Source organism: Halosimplex yunnanense (assembly GCF_054504345.1).
The window spans coordinates 57,184-75,077 of record NZ_JBTJEL010000028.1 but is presented as its reverse complement, the minus strand read 5'-3'; the positions used below and the strand labels follow the sequence as shown (position 1 = coordinate 75,077).

Sequence of the window (17,894 nt, the reverse complement as noted above, 5' to 3'; positions counted from 1 at the left end):
CAGGTGATAGGATGGTAGATTCAGAACCGACAGACACCGACGACACGTCCGGGGACACGCTCCGGACGCCGATAGTCGCCGTACTCGGCCACGTCGACCACGGCAAGACCAGCCTGCTCGACGAGATCCGCGGCTCCGCGGTCACCGAGGGCGAGTCCGGCGCGATCACCCAGCACATCGGCGCGACCGCCGTCCCCCTCGACGTGATCTCCGAGATCGCGGGCGAGCTCGTCGACCCCACGGACTTCGACCTGCCGGGGCTGCTCTTTATCGACACGCCCGGGCACCACTCCTTCTCGACGCTGCGGTCGCGCGGCGGCGCGCTCGCCGACATCGCGATCCTCGTCGTCGACGTCAACGACGGCTTCCAGCCCCAGACGCTCGAAGCGGTGGACATCCTCACGCGCACGCAGACGCCCTTCATCGTCGCCGCGAACAAGATCGACACCACGCCCGGCTGGAACCCCAACTCACACGCGCCCAGCAAGCAGACCATCGACGCCCAGACCGACCGCGTCGAACGCGACCTCAACGAGAACCTCTACGAACTCATCGGCGACCTCTCGGACAACGACTACTCCGCGGACATGTACTGGCGCGTCCAGGACTTCCAGAACAACGTCGGGGTCGTCCCCGTCTCCGCCGAGACCGGCGAGGGCATCCCCGACCTGCTGACCGTCATGATGGGCCTCTCCCAGCGGTACATGAAGGAGGCGATGGCCGTCGACGTCGAAGGCCCCGCAGCGGGGACGGTACTGGAGGTCACCGATACTCAGGGCTTCGGGACGACCGTCGACGCCATCATCTACGACGGGACCATCCGCGCGGACGACCGGATCGTCGTCGGCGGCGTCGAGGGCCCCATCGTCACCGAGGTCCGCGCGCTGCTCCGCCCCCGCCCGCTCGAAGAGATCCGCACCGAGGGTCAGTTCCAGCAGGTCGACTCGGTCGCGGCCGCGGACGGCATCAAGATCGCCGCCCCCGATCTCGACGACGCGATGGCCGGTGCGCCGATCCGCGTCGTCGGCGACCGCGACGTCGACGAGGTCATCGCGGAAGTGCAGTCCGAACTCGCGGACATCGCCGTCGAGACCCAAGAAGAGGGCGTCGTCGTCAAGGCCGACACCCTCGGCAGCCTGGAGGCGCTCGCCTCGACCCTCGAAGAGGCGGAGATCCCCGTCGTCCGCGCCGAGGTCGGCGACGTCGCGCCCCGCGACGTGCGCGTCGCCGAGACGGCAAACGAGGAGAAACACCGCACCATCCTCGCCTTCGGCGTCGAGGTGCTGGATGACGCCGTCCAGCTGGCCGACCAAGAGGACGTCAGGATCTTCGACCACGACGTCATCTACCGGCTCATCGAGGAGTACGAGGAGTTCGTCGAGGAGCGCGAGCGCGCCCAGCAGGACCAGGTGCTCGACAACATCACCCGGCCCGCGCGCTTCCACATCCTCGACGACCACACGTTCCGTCAGTCCGACCCCGCGGTCGTCGGCGTCGAGATCCGCGGCGGGTCGCTCCGGCGCAACTCCCACGTCGTCAGGTTCGACGGCGACGAGCCCGAACGCGTCGGGATGCTGAAATCCATCCAGGACGAGGGCGAGGACGTCGACGAGGCCCGCACCGGCGAGCGCGTCGCCGTCTCCATCGACGGCCCGACGGTCGGCCGCCAGATCGAGGAGGGCGACGAACTCTGGACCGAGATCCCCGAGAAACACGCGAAGATCCTCGAACAGGAACTCTCAGAGGACATCCCGGCCGACGAGATCGAGACGCTCAACATGTACCTCGAGAAGCGGCGCAACCGCGACCCCTTCTGGGGCAAGTGAGCGGCCAGCCCCGTCGGGCCCGCTCACGCAGTAATAATATTTAATTACGTCGCGCTCGACGGTTGACACGTGTTCCGAGGAGCCGAGCGCGACACGAGGGGGGTGCTGTCCGTCCACGACGCGGTGCTGGCGCTGATCCCGGCGATCCTCGTCGGCGCGGCGCTCGTCGGCGCGGCGCTGTCGTGGTCCTGGGGAACGGCCCTGGCCGTCGGGAGCGTTCCGGCCAGCGGGACCGTCGGCTACGCGCTGTTTTTCAATCCGCCGGCCGGCGCCGGCGAGCGGCGAACTCGCGAGCGGTGAGTTTGGGCCCAGCGAGTCAACGAACGTGCCGTTCGAGCGGTGAGTCCGTGAAAGACGGTACGTCGCGAAAAACGGGGTAGTCTATCGGGCGGTCGGGCTGGTGCTACCGGAGAGTGTCTGTTTGACCTGCAGCGCTGCGCTCGCGGCCAGCCCCTGTGCGAGGTCTGTTCGTTCGTCCTCGGAGATCGTCGCGTCGGCTTCCTCGGGCGTGTAGCCGGCCGAGACGACGGGGCCGACCGGCGGGCGGACGGCGACGGTGGCCTCGGGGCCGTCGGAGCCGGCGGTGAGGTCCGAGCCGACGACGAATTCTGCGGGGAGGAGTTCGCGGGTGTGCTGGGCGACGAGCGAGAGGTCCCGCTCCAGCTGGCGGCGCTGGTCGGCCGAGAGCGACTCCGGGTCCAACCCCTCGTCTCCGAACTGCGTGTTTCCGTACATGAAGCTCTTCGCCCCTCGTACTCGACGCAGGGCCTTAACCCCTGTGTGTCGCGGAGGCGCCCGCCGATTTCGTGTCTCCGACGAACAATTCAGTCGAGTAACGGTTCGCTGGTACCGTAGGCGGCGACGACGACGGCGGTCGCGTGTTCCTCCGGGTCGGACGGGACGGATTCGACGACGACCTCCGGTTCCTCGTGGAAGGTCCACTCGCGCAGTTCCATACCGCGGCGCAGTCCCGACTCGACCGCGTCGGCCACGGCGTCGGCGTCGGTGCCGCTCGCCTCGTAGAACAGTCCGCGGTCGGACTCGCTGCGGACCCACCCGAGGCCGGCACAGGCCTCGCCGTCGGCGCCCGGGATCAGCGTCTCGCGGCCGACGACGGCGTACAGCGCTTCGCCGGCCGGCCCGAGGTCCGGCGCCGTGCCGACGGATTCGAGGCGAGCGTTCGCGGGGATGACCGAGGAGAGCGTCACGAGGTTGTAGTTGTGCACGCCAGCCTCGGCCAGCGCCGTGTCGAACGACGACATCGCGGTCGGGCCGGTGGCCGACCCCCACGCGACCCGGATGGTACTCATACCTCCGTCTCCGGTACTCCGTCGCTAAGGGGTTTCGTTTCGGGTCGAACCCGGCCGCGAACGAATGTCTGGCGAGAAGACATTTACCGCAACCGGCCGCCGTCGCTAGCGATGTCCCCGACTCGACGCTCGCTCCTCCGGGCGCTCGGCGCGGCGGTCCCGGTCGCGGTCGCCGGCTGCGGGTCGACCGACGAGGACGATCCGGACGAGGATTCATCTCACGCGCCGACGCCGACCTCCACACCCCACGGCGTGACGGCAGTATCCACACCGACGCCGACGACTGCCGTGTCCACGACGGATCAATCTGCGATGACTGTCCTTCCGGAACCCGGTAACGGATGGACGCTCGCAGAGACGCGGCGAATGGCCGCTCGGATGTTAGGCGCCCAGACGGGCATCGTCGGTAAGTACGAGAGCCCCGACGGGACGCGCTTTCGCGCCGTCGTGCTGGAGCGGTTTCCGCGCCACGATCCCACCTACAAAGCGGAGCGCTGGGCCTGTATCGGCTGGGACGTCGCCGTCGCGTACGAGCGGTTCGCGTTCGCTGCGGGCACCGGCACCGAACAGCGGAACTACACCCCCGAGACGCCGCCGCACATGGACCGAACCGCGATCCCGGGGAGTACCGATCGCTCGCGGGATCTGCTCGCGCGGTCCCCGATACTCTCGGCCGAACTCGTCGAGGAGAACGCGGTCGATTGCGGGCAGTGACCGACTCCGGATTCACAGCCTGCTGGCCAACGGGGCGAGATGCAGTGGCGCGGACCCTTCCGATCCCTCGCCCCGCCCGTCGATCCCCGGCGTCGGTGGAACCGCGCGCTTGTGGAGCGAATCGACGTACATGCGGGCGACCGTCTCGGCCGTCTCGCGGTCGACGTCGAGCGCCTCGACGGCGTCCTCGACCCGTTCGCTGCGGTCGACGATGTGGCGCAGGACAGGGTCGATATCGGAGTACCGGGCGCCGAGGTCCTCCGCGTCGGTCTGGCCGGCCCACAGGTCCGCGGTCGGCTCCTTGGCGATGATCCGCCGCGGGACGCCGACGTGCTGGGCGAGCGCCTGCACCTCGGTCTTGTAGAGGTCGCCCAGCGGGAACAGGTCGGCGCCGCCGTCGCCGTATTTCGTGAAGTAGCCCAGCAGCAGCTCCGAGCGGTTGGCCGTCCCGCAGACGAGAGACGAGCGAGCGTTCGCCGCGTAGTAGAGCGCACACATCCGCAGGCGCGCCGCGACGTTGCCGATCTCCCGGCGACCCCCCGACGGTGCGACCGCCGCCGCGACGTGGTCTTCGAACATATCGAGCAGCGGCCGCAGGTCGACCTCCCGGAACTCGATCCCCAGCCCCTCCGCCATCGTCTGCGCCTCCTGAGCGTTGTCCTCGTCGGTGTGCGCCGGGAGTCCGAGACCGAGGACGCGCTCGCTGCCGAGCGCCTGCACGGCGAGGTTCGCGGTCAGCGTCGAGTCGATCCCCCCGCTCAGCCCGACGACGACCCCCCGAGCGCCCGCCTGCGTTACCGTGTCTTTGATGAACGCGACTGCCTCTTCGCGTACGGTTTCTAGATCGTCGCGGTCGGTCAGGAAACCGGGTTCATCGTCGCGTGGGTCAGCAACGTCGCGATCGGCTCCGTTTCGTTCCGTGTGTTCGGTCACCATCGTACGACTAGCCTGTTCAAACGTCTTGTATTTAGTGCTAATCCTAAAATTACTAGTAGCGATCGAGATAAGATGTGATCGGACGGACCTCGATCGGTGGGCAAACACACTATCCGTTGCGCGTACTCGCTGACCGGCTGTATAGACTCCAGAAAGCGAGCTCGATCTTTCAAGCATCCGCGCCTGCGGCGCGCGAGGAAACCCGGGCGGGAAAAAGATGGCTGCTAGTAGAACGCGACCGGCTGCCCCTCGGTCTGGTCGCCCTCTTCGATCTTCTCCAGCGCCTCCTCGAAGTCCTCGGTGCGGACGTCGGTGCGGCCGTCGCGGATGGCGAACATGCCGGCCTCGGTGGCGAGGCTGGCGAGTTCGGCGCCGGAGAAGCCGCCCGTCTCTGCCGCGAGGTGCTCGAAGTCGACCTCGTCGGCGAGGCTCATGTCCTGCGTGTGGATCTCGAGGATGCGGCGCCGTCCCTCGGCGTCGGGCTCCGGGACTTCGATCAGGCGGTCGAAGCGACCGGGGCGGAGGATGGCGCGATCGAGCATGTCGAAGCGGTTGGTGGCGGCGATGATGCGGATCTCGCCGCGGTCCTCGAAGCCGTCCATCTCCGAGAGCAGTTGCATCATCGTCCGCTGGACCTCCGCGTCGCCCGAGGTCTTCGACTCGGTGCGCTTGGCGGCGACGGCGTCGATCTCGTCGATGAAGATGATGGCGGGTTCGCGCTCGCTCGCGAGTTCGAACAGGTCGCGGACGAGCCGCGACCCCTCGCCGATGAACTTCCGGACGAGCTCGGAGCCGGCCATCTTGATGAAGGTCGCGTCGGTCTCGTTGGCGACCGCGCGGGCGAGCATCGTCTTCCCCGTGCCCGGCGGGCCGTGCAGGAGTACGCCGCTCGGCGGCTCGATCCCCACCTCGTCGAACTGCTCGGCGTTGACCAGCGGCTCTTCGACGGCCTCGCGGACCTCCTGAATCTGCGACTGGAGGCCGCCGATGTCGTCGTAAGTCACCTCGGGCGACTCGTCGACCTCCATCGCCTGCGCGCGGGCGTCCGTCTCGGATTCGAGCTGGGACTGGATGGAGAAGGAGTCGTTGATGGCGACGCGGTCGCCGGCCTCCAGGGCCTCGCGGAGCTGCGCGGGAAGTTCGGTGAGGACTTCCTGGTTGTTGCCGTGCTGTTTGACGACGACGCCGTCGTCGGTGATCTCCTCGGCGGTGGCGACGTACAGCGAGGAGCTCTTGAGCGTCTCGTTCTCGCGTTCGAGCTCGTCGACCTCTTCTGTGAGGCCCTCGCGGCGTTCGCGGGCGCTTTCCAGCTGGTCTTCGAGTTCGTCGTTCACTCGCACCAGCTGCTGGTAGTGCTCCTTGAGGGCCCCCAGCCGCTCCGACGGTGACATGTCGGGGTCGAGTTCCAGCCGGGGTCGCTCGGGAAGAGAGGGACTGCGTGACATCGGGTTAGTGGGTGGTAACGAGCGAACGAAAAAGTCTCTTTGGGTGCGACGGCCGGTCGATCCGGGGGACGTCCTGCGGTCGAAGCCTGCACGGACCGGTCGCGACGGCCGATCGGCCGAGAGCAAGAGACGGTGCATTCCGGCGGTCGTGCGGGTCCGGTACCGCGGTCGCCACGTCGCGGCGGAATGGAGAAGGCTTATCGGCTGGCGTCGCACACCGACGGGCATGGTCGAGTTCGTAGTACCGGAACCGGATTACGACCGGTACTCAAACCGCCAGCTCGCGGCCGTTCCGCTCGCGCTGCTGGCACTGGCGTTGCTGGTCCTCGTCGGCTGGTACCTCGTGAACGGGGTGCCAGTCACGCTCGGGATCGAGTTTACCGGGGGGACCGAGGTTCAGATAGCGACCGACGTACCACAGTCGGAAGTCAAACAGGCCCTCGATTTCGACGATAGCGTCCAGCCGGTCGCGGGGTCGAACGAGTACATCGTCACCACGCAGTCGACGGACACGGACGCCATCCGCTCGCAGGTGGAGTCGGCCGGCTACGAGATCGTCTCGATACAGACGCGGTCGGCGAGCTTCGGCGCCGACGCTCAGGGGCTCGCGCTCAAGGGCATCGCCGTCGCCTTCATCGGGATGAGCGTCCTCATCTTCGTGCTGTTCCGGTCGTTCGTGCCCTCCATCGCGGTCGTCCTCTCCGCGTTCTCCGACATCATCATCCCGCTCGCGCTGATGAACGTCTTCGGGATCAAGCTCTCGCTGGGGTCGGTCGCGGCGCTGTTGATGCTTATCGGGTACTCCGTCGACTCCGACATCCTGCTGAACAACCACATCCTCCGGCGGCGGGGGAGCTTCTACGAGAGCACCTACCGCGCGATGCAGACCGGTGTGACGATGACCGTCACCTCCATCGCGGCGATGTCGGTGATGTACATCGTCTCGTCGCTGTTCAAGATCCCACTGTTGCCGGACCTGGCGATCGTGCTCGTCTTCGGACTGGTCGTCGACCTGATGAACACCTACATGATGAACCTGAGCCTGCTTCGCTGGTACAAGTTCGAGGGGGTGAACCGATGAACCTGCGCTCGAACTGGCGGATACTCATGCTCATCGTGTTCGTGCTCGCGTCGACGGCCGCGCTGTTCGCACCGGCCGCCGACCCGGCCGCGGGAACGAACAACAATTCGTCCGTCGGTGCGTCGACCGACCCGACGAACCTGCAGTACGGGCTGGAACTGGCCGGCGGGACGCGCATCCGCGCGCCGCTCGTCGGCACGACCGCCGAGAACCTCGACATTGCACAGGACGACCGGGCGAGTATTCGCCAGACGGTCGCGTCCGAGATGGACGTCGGGGGCGGTGACGTGAACGTCCGGTTGAACACGGGTAGCGGCGACGCTGTCGAAGTGCTCGAACGGAACGTCAGCGAGCAACGCTTCCGCGCTGCCCTGCAGGCCGCGGACGTCGATACGTCTGACGCCACGTTCCGGCGAGGCGTCACCGAGCAGACTCGCCAGCAGACTGTCGACACCATCCAGGCGAAGATCAACCGCGGCGGGCTGAGCGGCGGGACCGTGACCGACCAGCGCTCGGTGACCGGCGAACACTACATCACCGTCGACGTTCCCAACGCCAACACGACGCAGGTCCTGAACCTGATCGGCAACCAGGGCGAGGTGCAAATGGTAGCCAGCTACCCGGTCGAGACCGACAACGGGACGGAGTATCGAAACGAAACGATACTCACGAACCGGCAACTCGAGCGATCTCAGATCGGTGTGGCCCAGACCGACCGGAACGGGCGCCCCTACGTCCCGATCACGCTCACGGAGGAAGACGCCCGGAACTACTCCCAGAAGCTCGTCGACCTCGGATTCACGTCCAGCGCGGCGACGACCGGCAATCAGCGCTGTAGCTACCGCGACAATCCTGAGGATCCGGGCTACTGCCTGTACAACGTCGTCGACGGCGAAGTGGTGTACGGCGCCTACCTGAACCCCGACCTCGCCGAATCAATCGAGTCCGGGGAGTACCTGAAGGCACCGACCTCCCGGATGCAGACTACGTCGATGGAGGAGGCCCAGCGCCTGCAGGTCAACCTGCGCGCCGGCGCACTGCCGACCGAACTCGCCGTCGATAACGGGACCGTCCTGTTCCTCCAGCAGAGTCTCGGTGACCGCTTCAAGTCGGATGCGCTGCTGACCGGTCTCATCGCGTGGCTCGCCGTCAGCGGGATGGTGTTCCTGCGCTACAAGAATCCGCGCGTCGCGCTCCCGATGCTGGCGACGGCCGCCGCCGAGGTGTACCTGCTGCTCGGGTTCGCCGCGGCCATCGGCCTCCCGTTGAACCTCTCGTACATCGCCGGGTTCATCGCCGTCATCGGGACGGGAGTCGACGACCTGCTGATCATCGCGGACGAGATCCTCAACGAGGGTGAGATCGCGACCGGCAGGGTGTTCCAGAACCGCTTCCGCAAGGCGTTCTGGGTCATCGGCGCCGCCGCGGTGACGACCATCATCGCGATGAGTCCCCTGGCCTTCCTCTCGCTCGGGGACCTGCAGGGCTTCGCCATCGTCACCATCGTCGGCGTCCTGATCGGCGTGCTCGTCACCCGTCCGGCCTACGGTGACGTACTCCGAAACCTGATGCTCAACGAACAGCAGCGGGAGTAAACGGACACGCGCCACGGCGGCTTTCCGACTCGTCCGTCGTCCGAATCGCCGCGTTCCCTTCTTGATTCGAGCCGATGTGTCCGTAGTGACGGTGACAGGCAGGATCAACTAGTCCGGCCACCCGGCAGAGAATCGGGCTCTCGTCGGAGACTGCGGGACGAAGACGGTGATTGTTTATTACCGTCCCAGTCGACGGTACCGACAATCAGCGATGACTGACCAGACAGCGCGCGCTCGCGGGGTCCTCGACGAGGCGTTCGGCGGATCGGCGAAACCGACCGAGACGGTCTCGGCGCCCGGCCGGGTCAACCTGATCGGCGGTCACACCGACTACAACGAGGGGTTCGTCCTCCCGGCGGGGATCGACCGTCGGATCGCCATCGCGGCCCGGCCGCGCACCGACCGGACGGTCGGCGTCCACTCGACCCAGTTCGACCAGACCACCGCGTTCGACCTCGCGGAGATCACCTCCTCGGACGACGCGCCGTGGAGCGACTACGTACGGGGGGTCACTGAGCGACTCGTCGACCGGGGGTACGACGTCGGTGGGACGGAACTGGCCGTCGTCGGCGACGTGCCGATGGGCGCCGGACTCTCCTCCTCGGCGGCGTTCGAGGTCGCGGTCGGGGCCGCGCTGGCGGCCGTCCACGATCTCTCGCTGGACGACGACGAACTCGTGACCGTCTGCTGGGAGGCCGAGACGGAGTTCGTCGGGCTGAGCTGCGGCATCATGGACCAGTACGCCGCCGTCCACGCCGAGCGCGAGAGCGCGCTGTTCCTCGACTGCCGCGACCAGTCCCACGAGGTCGTCCCGCTGCCCTCCGGGGAGGTGACCGTCGTCGCGACGAACACGAACGTCCAGCGGGAACTCGTCGACTCCGCGTACAACGACCGCGTGGCGACCTGCGAGGGGGGCGTCGCGTTCTTCGACGACGCGCTCGACGAGCAAGTCGAGACGCTCCGGGACGTGTCGGTCGAGGCGTTCGAGGCCCACGAGTCGGAGCTGTCCGAGACCGTGCGCAAGCGAGTCCGCCACGTCGTCACCGAGAACGAACGGGTCCGCGAGGCCGCGGCCGCGCTGCGCGAGGAGGATCTCGACCGCGTCGGCGAACTCCTCGACGACTCCCACGCGAGCCTCCGGGACGACTACGAGGTGAGCGTGGAGGAACTCGACGCGGTCACGGCGATCGCCGGCGACCTCGACGGCGTCTACGGCTCGCGGATGACCGGCGCCGGGTTCGGCGGGTGCGTCGTCACGCTCGTCCGTCCGGACGCCGCCGAGAGGGTAACAGAGGCCATCGACGAGCGCTATCGCGACCGCACCGGCATCGAGCCCGACGTGTACGTGTGCAACCCCGACGGCGGCGTTCGGCGCCACGACCAGTAGTCGGACGAAACGGCGGGGGCGAATCGAAGAGCGGGACGGGAGCCGACTGTCCGGGGCCGAAGACGATTGACCGGAGCCCGGGGGATTATTTCGCTGGCGCGACACCGACGGGATACGATGCGCCGCCGAGAGGTCGAAAACGACAACGGCAACCGGCTGATCTACTACGAGTTCGACGACGAGCGCGAGAGCGACGAGTCCGACCGGCGGGACGACGAGGGCGATGTCTGAACGAAGATGGGACCCGGTCCGCCGGGAGTGGGTGATCACGGCCACTCACCGCCAGGACCGGACGTTCAAACCGCCGAAGGACTACTGTCCGTTCTGCCCGCCCCGCGACGACGGGGTCCCGACCGCGGTCACGGAGTCGGACTTCGACATCGCCGTCGTCGAGAACGGCTTCCCTTCGCTGCAGGAGGACCCGCCCGAACCGGCGGTCGACGGCGACGAGCGCCACCCCGTCGAACCGGCCAACGGCGTCTGCGAAGTGGTCCTGTACACGCCGGAACACGACGCCGTCGCGTCGGAGCTGCCGGCCGCGAAGTTCGGCAAGCTCGCCCAGGTCTGGCGGGATCGCTATCGCGAGCTGGGCGACCGCGAGGAGGTCGACTACGTCTACCTATTCGAGAACAAGGGCGAGGAGATGGGCGTCACCCTCCAGCACCCCCACGGCCAGATCTACGCCTACCCCTTCGTGCCGCCCACCGTCCAGCGGGAACTCGACTCCAGCCGCGCCTACCACGACGAAGAGGGCACGTGCCTGTTCTGCGACCTCGTCGCCGCCGAGGTGGCAGCGGGCGACCGGGTCGTCGCGGAGAACGACTCCTTCGCCGCCGTCGTCCCCTTCTCTGCGCGGTACGCCTACGAGGTACACGTCTACGCCAAGGAGCACCGACCCTCGCTCGACGACTGCTCCGACGCGGAGTGCCGGGCGCTGGGATCGCTCCTCAAGCGCCTGCTCGTCGGCTACGACTCGCTGTTCGACTTCGAGATGCCCTATGTCATGGCCACCCACCAGCAGCCGACCGACGGGACCGGCGACGAGTACGCTCACTTCCACCTGGAGTTCTACCCGCCGTACCGGACCGCGGAGAAACTGAAGTACCTCGCCGGGAGCGAACTCGGCGCCGGCACGTACATCAACAACAAACTCCCCGAGGAAGCGGCGGCCGAACTCGCCGATGTGGTCCCCGAAACGGCGGAGTGACGGCGCGGTCGCCGGTGGGTCAGTTCACCTGCGTCGGCCGACGACCCGCGACTGGACGTGCTCGGGAAACACGTCCGACACCGCCGCTTCGCCGTACTCTTCGGCTAGCAGCGCCCGGAGTTCCGTCTCGTAGTCGCCGGTGGGAATCGTCTCGCTCGGTCCGGTCTCGACCTCCAGCAGTCGCTCGGCCAGTTCGTCGATGGCGCTCCGGCCGTAGCCGGCGAGCGGCCGCAGGTAGTCGACGTCGTTCCTGTCCTCTAGGCTCTGGGCGAACGGGCGGTCGATGACTGGCGCGCGGTCGTCTCGGCGAGTCCCGTCCGCGACGGCCGCGAGCGGTTCGCCCCCTACCTCGGCGCGGCCGGCGACGGTCTCCAGCGCGTGCTCGTGGACAAGCTGGATGCCCTCACGCGGATAGCCGTCGTCGACCATCCGCTCGACCGCTTCGCGTGCCATTGCCTCGTCGAGTTCGACCGTCGCGACGGGGAAGCCGACTCGCTCGCCGGCCTCGCGAGCGGCCTCGGCGACCGACGGTTCCACGGATAGTCCGAACGTGCAACTACAGAGGGTGACGTCGTAGAACGGGTCGAGCAGCGCGGCGGCGAGCGTCGAGTCCTTCCCGGCGGAAAACAGCGTCGCGACCGTCGGCATTACCGCCGCTGGATGTCGAAGCTCTGCTGGTCGGGCTGGAGCTCCTTGAGTAGGGCCTTCATCTTCTCCTCGTCGACCTTGCCCTGGATGCGGCCGCTCTGGGCGAGCGCGAGCACCTGCTGTTCGACCTTCTCGCCGAACTCGGGCTTGGACATCTTCACCGTGTTGAGCCGCTTGCGCGCACCGTCGGTGAGGTGCTGGCGCAGCATGGCCTTCTTCTGGGCCTCCTGCTGTTCGCGCTGGGCCTGCATGGCCTCCTCGTCGACGCCCTGGCCCTGCTGGCCGCCCTGTTCCTGCAGCTGCTCCATTTTCTCCTGCCGGAGCTTCTCGAGCTCTTCGTCGTTCGGGTCGCCACTCATAGGCGTACGTTGTCGAGTCGGCGGGAAAACGATTTCGGAGCCGCCGACGGGCCGAACGCTCGGCTTACGATCCGGACATGGCAGCGAAACGAACGGGTTACGAACCGGGGCCGGCGGCGAACCGTCGGCTTACGCGAGCGAAAGCGGTGCCAAACGGCCCGTGGTACGATAGCGTCGCAACTCGCGGACAGAGAACAGAGACAGGTCGGAGACCGGTCTACGCGTAGCGTTCGAGGTCCGGGCGGTCGAGGTCCTCGAGGACTTCGCCGGCGACCTCGTCGAGCAGGGCCTGCCCGTCGGCGGTGATGCGGCGGCCCTCACCCTCGGCGACCTGGACGTAGCCCGCGTCTTCGAGCTGCTGGAGCGCGGTGCGGACGACCTTACCGCTCCCGTCGGTCGTCTGGTCCGGGCGGACCTGATAGCGGTTCGACCCCTGTTTGGAGTCGCCGTAGGCGGTGCGGAGCGCGCCGACGCCGACGGGGCCGTCGACGGCGACCTTCCGGAGCAGGCTGGCGGCCCGCAGCTGCCAGAAGTCCTCCTGCTCGGGCGGGAGTTCGCGACCGACGCCGGTCTTCGCGAAGGTGAACCAGTCGGGCTCTTCCACTGCGCCTTCGTCGGCGAGACGGTCCGCGACCGCCTCGTTCAGGGCTTCCGCGGGCACGTCGTAGAGTGTCGTCATTGCCACGTTCTTCCGGAGCGGCTCATTTAAGGGCATCGTTCGCCGGTCGGCCACGTCAGGGCGACACAGGGGGAGAGCGCGGCCGGGCGACCGGGATTCCGAGGATCAATCGCGGCTGCGGGCGCCGAGCGCGAAGGCGACGCCGCCGCCGACGACCGTCGGGAAGACGTACGTCGCGGCGCGGTGGACGAGGACGGCCGCGCCCGCGGCCCCGCCGGTGATCCCGGTCGTCGAGACGAGCAGGGCGATCAGGACGGCGTCGACTCCGCCGAGGCCGCCCGGCAGCGGCGTCATCCCCGCGACGGCGCCCATCGGGACGACGAGCAAGACCGCCGAGAAGTCGACGGGGTGGCCCAGCGCGAACAGCGAGAGCCACAGCGAGGAACACATCGCGAGCCAGCCCAGTGCCGAGAAGCCGATGGCCTCGACCAGCGTCGTCCGGCTCCCGGCGACGCGGTCGATGGCGACGAAAAAGCCCTCGATGCGGCTCTCGATGGCCTCGGCCGCCGGCGGGGACTTTCGCGGGATCACGCGCCCGAGGAAGCGGACGACGGGCGTGATCGCTCGCACGACGGCCGCCTCCAGTTCGTAGCGGTACTGCCAGCCGAGGTAGACCGCGACCGGGATACCGACCGCGAGCGTGACCAGCGCGCTCGTCGCGAACACGAGGTTGCGGCCGAACTGCGCCGCGCCCGCGACGACGAACGTCAGGCCGACGATGGCGTAGGCGATGGAGGGGACGAAGTGGATGGCGTCGACCGAGGCGATGGCCGCGAGGCCGGTCTCGTACTCCCGGTCGGTCGCCCGGGAGATGAGGTAGCCGCTGACGGGTTCGCCCCCGGCCTGTCCGAAGGGGGTGACGTTGTTCGAGAAGACCGCACCGGCGAACACGAGCGCGCTCATCGCGATCGAGATTGGGGCGCCGAGCGCGCTCAGGACCGTCCGGAGCGCCATTCCCCAGCAGAGGAGCCAGCAGACCGCGATCGCGAGGATGGCGAGCAGGTACTGGGCCTCGATCCCGCGGAGTTGCGTCAGGATGTCCTCGATCCCGACGACCCAGACGAGGGCCGCGAGGACGACCACCGCGCCGGCGAAGCCGACGACCGTCGCCCACCTGTCCCCGTTCATGTGCCCGATGAGGGCCCTGCACGGTTTGAACCCACCGGAGTGGACGCGTTTCGGCCCCGCGACGGCGCCGCTCGCCAGTGACAGCAGCCAGTCGGAGGCGGCCACAACGTTCTTCCCCGTCCCGCGAGCGCGTCAGCTATGGACGGTCCCTGCACGAGACGTGCCCTCCTCGCCGGCGGCTGTGCGACCGTCGTCGGCGCCCTCTCCGGTTGCCCCGGCGCACCCGGTTCCGACGACCTCGCACATTACGTCGAGGCGTTCAATTACGCGGAGGGGACGCACAACGTCTTCGTCCGTGTCACGAACGCCGAGGGCGAGGACCTGTATCGCCAGCAGTTCCGTCTCGGTCCCGACAGAGCCGAGGAGGACACCAATCCGTTCACCGGCGACCCGGCGACGATCGCCGTCACGGTGGACGGGAGCGAGCCGGTAGAACGCGACTGGCCCGAGAACCGTTGTGAGGAGCGCGGCATCAGATCCGCGGGCGGTGCCGAGGTCCGCATCGGAGAGGACGGGACCGTGGAGGTCGCGCTCTCCTGCGATACGGTCGCTGCGGACGACTAACTGTGATCGTCGAGCCGCCGGACGCTACGGCCGGCCGCCGAACCACAGGGGGTTTTGACCGGGGGAGCGAACGCGGGGTATATGGACGAACGGACCGCGCTGGGGCTGCTCGGCGACCGCCTGCCCGCGGCCGGCGACGACGCCGCCGTCGTCGACGGGCAGGTCGTCACCACCGACATGCTCCACGACCGGACGGACTTCCCCGCGGGGACGACCCGCTACACCGCCGGCTGGCGGGCGGTCGGCGCCTCCCTCTCGGACGTGGCCGCGATGGGCGCCGCGGCCACCGCCGCCGTCGCCGTCTACGCTGCGCCCGCCTTCGACGAGACCGAACTCGCCGACTTCGTGCAGGGCGCCGTCGACGTCTGCGAGTCCGTCGACGCCGAGTACGTCGGCGGCGACCTCGACGACCACGTCGAGTTCACGGTCGCCACCACGGCGCTGGGCCGCACCGCCGATCCCGTCTTCCGCTCCGGCGCCGAGCCCGGCGACGCGGTCTGCGTGACCGGGACCCTCGGGCGCAGCGCGGCCGCGCTCCGGCTGTTCGAGCGCGGTGAGACCGAACGAGCGAACGAGATTTTCCGGTTCGACCCCCGGATCGCCGCCGGGCGAGCGCTCGCGGACCACGCCACGGCGATGATGGACTCCAGCGACGGCCTCGCGCGCTCGCTTCACCAGCTCGCCGAGGCTAGCGACTGCGGGATGGCCGTCGAGACGCCCCTCCCCGTCGACGAGTCCGTCGAGGCAGTCGCCGAGGACGGGGACGACCGCCTCGAACTGGGCGCGTTCTTCGGCGAGGACTTCGAACTCGTCTGTACGGTGCCCGAAGCCGAACTGGCGGCCGCACGCGAGGACGTGCCCGTCGACCTGACCCGGATCGGCACCGTCGTCGATCGCGAGGCACAGAGTGCCTCGGACCGGAACGGCGAAGCCGCAGAGAATCGTGTTACGCTGGACGGCGAGGAACTTCCCGACCGCGGCTACACGCACTGAAACCGGCGTTCGGCCGAATCATCCTTCTGCTATTCGCTGAGGCTCGGATTGCGAGTTACGCCGGCAGGATCTCGAACGGGACGGGCGTGAAACAGAGGAGACCGAGCCCGAGCGTCAGGGCGCCGATCGCCTTCCGGCGGCGGTCGATCGGCTCGTCGCGGATCGGCGTCGCGGGGCCGGCGTAGGCCAGCCCGCCGGCGATGAGTCCCCAGAACGCCCAGAGGACGACCGCGTTCGTCGCTTCCTGGGCGAAGTAGAGGTAGCCGGCGAGGCCGAACAGCGCCGCCGGGACCGCCGCGGCGACCGTCTCCTGGCGCGGACCGAGCACGGCCCGGACGATGTGGCCGCCGTCGAACTGTCCCACCGGGAGGAGGTTCAGGAACGTGACGAACATGCCGACCCAGCCGCCGAAGATGACGGGATTGGCGGCCAGCTGCGGGTCCGCGTACTCGAGCTGCTGGCCGGTCAGATCGGCGAGGATGACGAGCAGCCACGGGTCGTTGAACCGGATCGACGTGCCGCCCTGTGCGACCTGCTGGGGGACCTCGATCGGATCGAGATGGAGCCCGATCACCGTCACGACCACGGTGGCCACGAGGCCGGCGAGCGGTCCCGAGACGCCGATGTCGAACAGCGCCTTGCGGTCGGGGATCCGGCCGCGCATCCGGATGACCGCACCCATCGTGCCGATCAGCGACGGGAACGGGATGAAGTAGGGCAGGCTCGCGTCCACGTCGTGGTAGCGGATCATGACGTAGTGGCCGAACTCGTGGACCGCGAGAACGCCGAGGATCGCCGCGGTGAACGGCCACGCCTCCAGCAGCGAGAGCGGGCCCTCGATGTCCACGTAGTACCAGCGAGTGCCCACCAGTAGCGTCGAGAGCACTGTGAGTACGAGGAAGACGATGTTCGTCCACGGGATCCCGTCGATGTGCGGCGAGCGCGGTTCCGCGACGAGGACGTACTGGGGTCGCGACGGCCCGAAGCGGTCCGGGACCACCGCCGGGTCGTCGAACGACGCCGACGACTGGGCCCGCGTCGTCAGCGACACGTCGTACCCCTCCTCGCGGAAGCGTTCCCAGAGTTCGCGCTCTAACGTCTCCGCGGACGCGAGCGGCGTCCCGAGGTAGTAGATCGTATCGTCATCACCGACGCGGACGTCGGCGACCTGAAAGACCGACTGCACGGCATCCACCGGCGGCCCGGCCCCCGGCTCGCGACGCTCGTCCATCGAATCGAGGTTGGGCGCACCCGGGTATAAATCCCGGGAACTACCGGACGTCGGCGTGGTCGGAGTTCGCCGTGTGACTCGAGCGGACTCCGGGCGACGCCCGTCGAAAAGGGAGGGAACCGCGACGCCGTGGTGGAGAGCCACCGCGTCGCCGTTCAGCAGGGAACGTGTGTTCGGAGCGTTCGGATGCAGTCGGTAGTTCGTGGTGGGTTCGGGTTGTCGCGGTGTGTGAGTCGCGATCGGTCAGCGGGCCACGTCGTGTGACAGCCGTGGTGTGTGACAGTCCGTGTGTGGTGGGGTCGGGTCCGCCGCGGGGAGGCGGGCAGGCGCTCCGGCGGATCGTGACTCGAACACTACGCGCGTTCGACGCGCCACGTGGTCGCGCTCGTGTACGACCACTTCTCGACTTCGAGTTCGGACGCGGAGTCGCGGATCTTCACCATCAGCGCGCCGATCTCCTTCGGTGACAGGCCGACCTCGTCCGCGATGAATTTGCTCTTGAAGTACATCTCGCCGTCCTCGGCCTTCTGCGCGAGATAGGCCTTGAGTCGCTCTTCCTTCGACGGCTCGTCTTCGGTGGAGGGCTGTAGTATCGAGCTCATGTTGACACCTCGCTCCATTCTGTGGCCCCTATCTCCATATAAAGGCGGGAAGCTTCGGTTCGCTTCGTGTCGTTTCACAGACTTTCCGGCCAAAACGGAGTGAATTCGATTTTTCAAGACGTTTCCTGAAACGTTTAGACGTTTTATTCTGTTTTCTGAGGGCGCGAAACGGATTCGATCGAGCCGCGA

The 17,894-nt window shown here is 68.0% G+C and carries 19 protein-coding genes; 9 read left to right on the top strand and 10 right to left on the bottom strand.

Going from position 1 to position 17,894, the window contains the following annotated elements:
* Positions 1 to 11: 11 nt before the first annotated feature.
* On the top strand, positions 12 to 1,826 hold the full coding sequence (gene infB, locus AB2U09_RS03015) for a translation initiation factor IF-2 (RefSeq protein WP_459191209.1): 1,815 nt from the start codon (positions 12 to 14) through the stop codon (positions 1,824 to 1,826).
* A 69-nt stretch (positions 1,827 to 1,895) separates the two neighbouring features.
* A complete protein-coding gene (locus tag AB2U09_RS03010) occupies positions 1,896 to 2,126 on the top strand; it encodes a DUF8015 family protein (protein ID WP_459191208.1) in 231 nt (76 codons plus the stop codon).
* A gap of 81 nt (positions 2,127 to 2,207) precedes the next feature.
* On the opposite strand, the gene AB2U09_RS03005 is transcribed toward AB2U09_RS03010, so the two are convergent.
* Both AB2U09_RS03005 and AB2U09_RS03000 read right to left on the bottom strand, forming a co-directional pair.
* A complete protein-coding gene (locus AB2U09_RS03005; RefSeq protein WP_459191207.1) occupies positions 2,208 to 2,561 on the bottom strand; it encodes a DUF5811 family protein in 354 nt (117 codons plus the stop codon).
* Positions 2,562 to 2,650: 89 nt separating this feature from the next.
* The gene (locus AB2U09_RS03000; RefSeq protein WP_459191206.1) at positions 2,651 to 3,136 is read right to left on the bottom strand and encodes a pyruvoyl-dependent arginine decarboxylase; all 486 of its coding nucleotides are present in this window, start codon (positions 3,134 to 3,136) and stop codon (positions 2,651 to 2,653) included.
* A gap of 111 nt (positions 3,137 to 3,247) precedes the next feature.
* Here AB2U09_RS03000 and AB2U09_RS02995 point away from each other — a divergent pair, with 111 nt between their 5' ends.
* Positions 3,248 to 3,850: a hypothetical protein gene (locus AB2U09_RS02995; protein WP_459191205.1), complete on the top strand. Its 603-nt coding sequence runs from the start codon at positions 3,248 to 3,250 to the stop codon at positions 3,848 to 3,850.
* Positions 3,851 to 3,862: 12 nt separating this feature from the next.
* Here the strand turns inward: AB2U09_RS02995 and AB2U09_RS02990 are convergent, their stop codons facing one another.
* Both AB2U09_RS02990 and pan2 read right to left on the bottom strand, forming a co-directional pair.
* Positions 3,863 to 4,786, bottom strand: a complete 924-nt coding sequence (locus AB2U09_RS02990; protein ID WP_459191204.1) for an NAD+ synthase — start codon at positions 4,784 to 4,786, stop codon at positions 3,863 to 3,865.
* 224 nt (positions 4,787 to 5,010) lie between these two features.
* On the bottom strand, positions 5,011 to 6,231 hold the full coding sequence (pan2, locus tag AB2U09_RS02985) for a proteasome-activating nucleotidase Pan2 (RefSeq protein WP_459191203.1): 1,221 nt from the start codon (positions 6,229 to 6,231) through the stop codon (positions 5,011 to 5,013).
* 226 nt (positions 6,232 to 6,457) lie between these two features.
* Here pan2 and secF point away from each other — a divergent pair, with 226 nt between their 5' ends.
* The 4 genes from secF (at position 6,458) to galT (ending at position 11,501) form a co-directional block, all read left to right on the top strand.
* Positions 6,458 to 7,312: a protein translocase subunit SecF gene (gene secF / locus AB2U09_RS02980; protein ID WP_459191202.1), complete on the top strand. Its 855-nt coding sequence runs from the start codon at positions 6,458 to 6,460 to the stop codon at positions 7,310 to 7,312.
* Positions 7,309 to 8,907: a preprotein translocase subunit SecD gene (locus AB2U09_RS02975; RefSeq protein WP_459191201.1), complete on the top strand. Its 1,599-nt coding sequence runs from the start codon at positions 7,309 to 7,311 to the stop codon at positions 8,905 to 8,907. The genes secF and AB2U09_RS02975 overlap by 4 nt, the downstream gene beginning before the upstream one ends.
* 211 nt (positions 8,908 to 9,118) lie before the next feature.
* Positions 9,119 to 10,294, top strand: a complete 1,176-nt coding sequence (gene galK / locus AB2U09_RS02970; protein ID WP_459191200.1) for a galactokinase — start codon at positions 9,119 to 9,121, stop codon at positions 10,292 to 10,294.
* A 223-nt stretch (positions 10,295 to 10,517) separates the two neighbouring features.
* Complete coding sequence (gene galT, locus AB2U09_RS02965; RefSeq protein WP_459191199.1) at positions 10,518 to 11,501, top strand: galactose-1-phosphate uridylyltransferase; 984 nt, start codon at positions 10,518 to 10,520, stop codon at positions 11,499 to 11,501.
* Between the two features lie 24 nt (positions 11,502 to 11,525).
* On the opposite strand, the gene AB2U09_RS02960 is transcribed toward galT, so the two are convergent.
* The 4 genes from AB2U09_RS02960 to AB2U09_RS02945 form a co-directional block, all read right to left on the bottom strand.
* The gene (locus tag AB2U09_RS02960) at positions 11,526 to 12,149 is read right to left on the bottom strand and encodes a DUF7411 family protein (protein ID WP_459191198.1); all 624 of its coding nucleotides are present in this window, start codon (positions 12,147 to 12,149) and stop codon (positions 11,526 to 11,528) included.
* A complete protein-coding gene (locus tag AB2U09_RS02955) occupies positions 12,149 to 12,508 on the bottom strand; it encodes a DNA-binding protein (RefSeq protein WP_459191197.1) in 360 nt (119 codons plus the stop codon). Before AB2U09_RS02955 ends, AB2U09_RS02960 begins: the two co-directional genes overlap by 1 nt.
* A gap of 217 nt (positions 12,509 to 12,725) precedes the next feature.
* The gene (locus tag AB2U09_RS02950; RefSeq protein WP_459191196.1) at positions 12,726 to 13,187 is read right to left on the bottom strand and encodes a 30S ribosomal protein S19e; all 462 of its coding nucleotides are present in this window, start codon (positions 13,185 to 13,187) and stop codon (positions 12,726 to 12,728) included.
* Positions 13,188 to 13,292: 105 nt separating this feature from the next.
* Positions 13,293 to 14,315 (bottom strand): lysylphosphatidylglycerol synthase transmembrane domain-containing protein, encoded by a 1,023-nt coding sequence (locus AB2U09_RS02945; protein ID WP_459191195.1) that lies wholly within the window; start codon positions 14,313 to 14,315, stop codon positions 13,293 to 13,295.
* 138 nt (positions 14,316 to 14,453) lie between these two features.
* On the opposite strand from AB2U09_RS02945, the gene AB2U09_RS02940 reads away from it, so the two are divergent.
* Both AB2U09_RS02940 and thiL read left to right on the top strand, forming a co-directional pair.
* On the top strand, positions 14,454 to 14,879 hold the full coding sequence (locus AB2U09_RS02940; RefSeq protein ID WP_459191194.1) for an Ig-like domain-containing protein: 426 nt from the start codon (positions 14,454 to 14,456) through the stop codon (positions 14,877 to 14,879).
* Positions 14,880 to 14,960: 81 nt separating this feature from the next.
* Positions 14,961 to 15,872, top strand: coding sequence for a thiamine-phosphate kinase (gene thiL / locus AB2U09_RS02935; RefSeq protein WP_459191193.1), 912 nt, complete (start codon positions 14,961 to 14,963; stop codon positions 15,870 to 15,872).
* A 55-nt stretch (positions 15,873 to 15,927) separates the two neighbouring features.
* On the opposite strand, the gene AB2U09_RS02930 is transcribed toward thiL, so the two are convergent.
* The gene (locus tag AB2U09_RS02930; protein ID WP_459191192.1) at positions 15,928 to 17,103 is read right to left on the bottom strand and encodes a site-2 protease family protein; all 1,176 of its coding nucleotides are present in this window, start codon (positions 17,101 to 17,103) and stop codon (positions 15,928 to 15,930) included.
* Positions 17,104 to 17,456: 353 nt separating this feature from the next.
* Complete coding sequence (locus tag AB2U09_RS02925) at positions 17,457 to 17,705, bottom strand: DUF7123 family protein (protein ID WP_436926346.1); 249 nt, start codon at positions 17,703 to 17,705, stop codon at positions 17,457 to 17,459.
* Positions 17,706 to 17,894: the final 189 nt, after the last annotated feature.

Bases quoted from the DNA above. Each gene is read 5' to 3' on its own strand.
- thiL (WP_459191193.1), top strand. From the start codon at position 14,961: ATGGACGAACGGACCGCGCTGGGGCTGCTCGGCGACCGCCTGCCCGCG.
- AB2U09_RS02930 (WP_459191192.1), bottom strand. From the start codon at position 17,103: ATGGACGAGCGTCGCGAGCCGGGGGCCGGGCCGCCGGTGGATGCCGTG.
- AB2U09_RS02925 (WP_436926346.1), bottom strand. From the start codon at position 17,705: ATGAGCTCGATACTACAGCCCTCCACCGAAGACGAGCCGTCGAAGGAA.
- AB2U09_RS02950 (WP_459191196.1), bottom strand. From the start codon at position 13,187: ATGACGACACTCTACGACGTGCCCGCGGAAGCCCTGAACGAGGCGGTC.
- galT (WP_459191199.1), top strand. From the start codon at position 10,518: ATGTCTGAACGAAGATGGGACCCGGTCCGCCGGGAGTGGGTGATCACG.
- AB2U09_RS02960 (WP_459191198.1), bottom strand. From the start codon at position 12,149: ATGCCGACGGTCGCGACGCTGTTTTCCGCCGGGAAGGACTCGACGCTC.
- infB (WP_459191209.1), top strand. From the start codon at position 12: ATGGTAGATTCAGAACCGACAGACACCGACGACACGTCCGGGGACACG.
- AB2U09_RS02995 (WP_459191205.1), top strand. From the start codon at position 3,248: ATGTCCCCGACTCGACGCTCGCTCCTCCGGGCGCTCGGCGCGGCGGTC.
- AB2U09_RS02945 (WP_459191195.1), bottom strand. From the start codon at position 14,315: ATGAACGGGGACAGGTGGGCGACGGTCGTCGGCTTCGCCGGCGCGGTG.
- AB2U09_RS02990 (WP_459191204.1), bottom strand. From the start codon at position 4,786: ATGGTGACCGAACACACGGAACGAAACGGAGCCGATCGCGACGTTGCT.
- galK (WP_459191200.1), top strand. From the start codon at position 9,119: ATGACTGACCAGACAGCGCGCGCTCGCGGGGTCCTCGACGAGGCGTTC.
- AB2U09_RS02975 (WP_459191201.1), top strand. From the start codon at position 7,309: ATGAACCTGCGCTCGAACTGGCGGATACTCATGCTCATCGTGTTCGTG.
- AB2U09_RS03000 (WP_459191206.1), bottom strand. From the start codon at position 3,136: ATGAGTACCATCCGGGTCGCGTGGGGGTCGGCCACCGGCCCGACCGCG.
- AB2U09_RS02955 (WP_459191197.1), bottom strand. From the start codon at position 12,508: ATGAGTGGCGACCCGAACGACGAAGAGCTCGAGAAGCTCCGGCAGGAG.
- pan2 (WP_459191203.1), bottom strand. From the start codon at position 6,231: ATGTCACGCAGTCCCTCTCTTCCCGAGCGACCCCGGCTGGAACTCGAC.
- secF (WP_459191202.1), top strand. From the start codon at position 6,458: ATGGTCGAGTTCGTAGTACCGGAACCGGATTACGACCGGTACTCAAAC.
- AB2U09_RS02940 (WP_459191194.1), top strand. From the start codon at position 14,454: ATGGACGGTCCCTGCACGAGACGTGCCCTCCTCGCCGGCGGCTGTGCG.
- AB2U09_RS03005 (WP_459191207.1), bottom strand. From the start codon at position 2,561: ATGTACGGAAACACGCAGTTCGGAGACGAGGGGTTGGACCCGGAGTCG.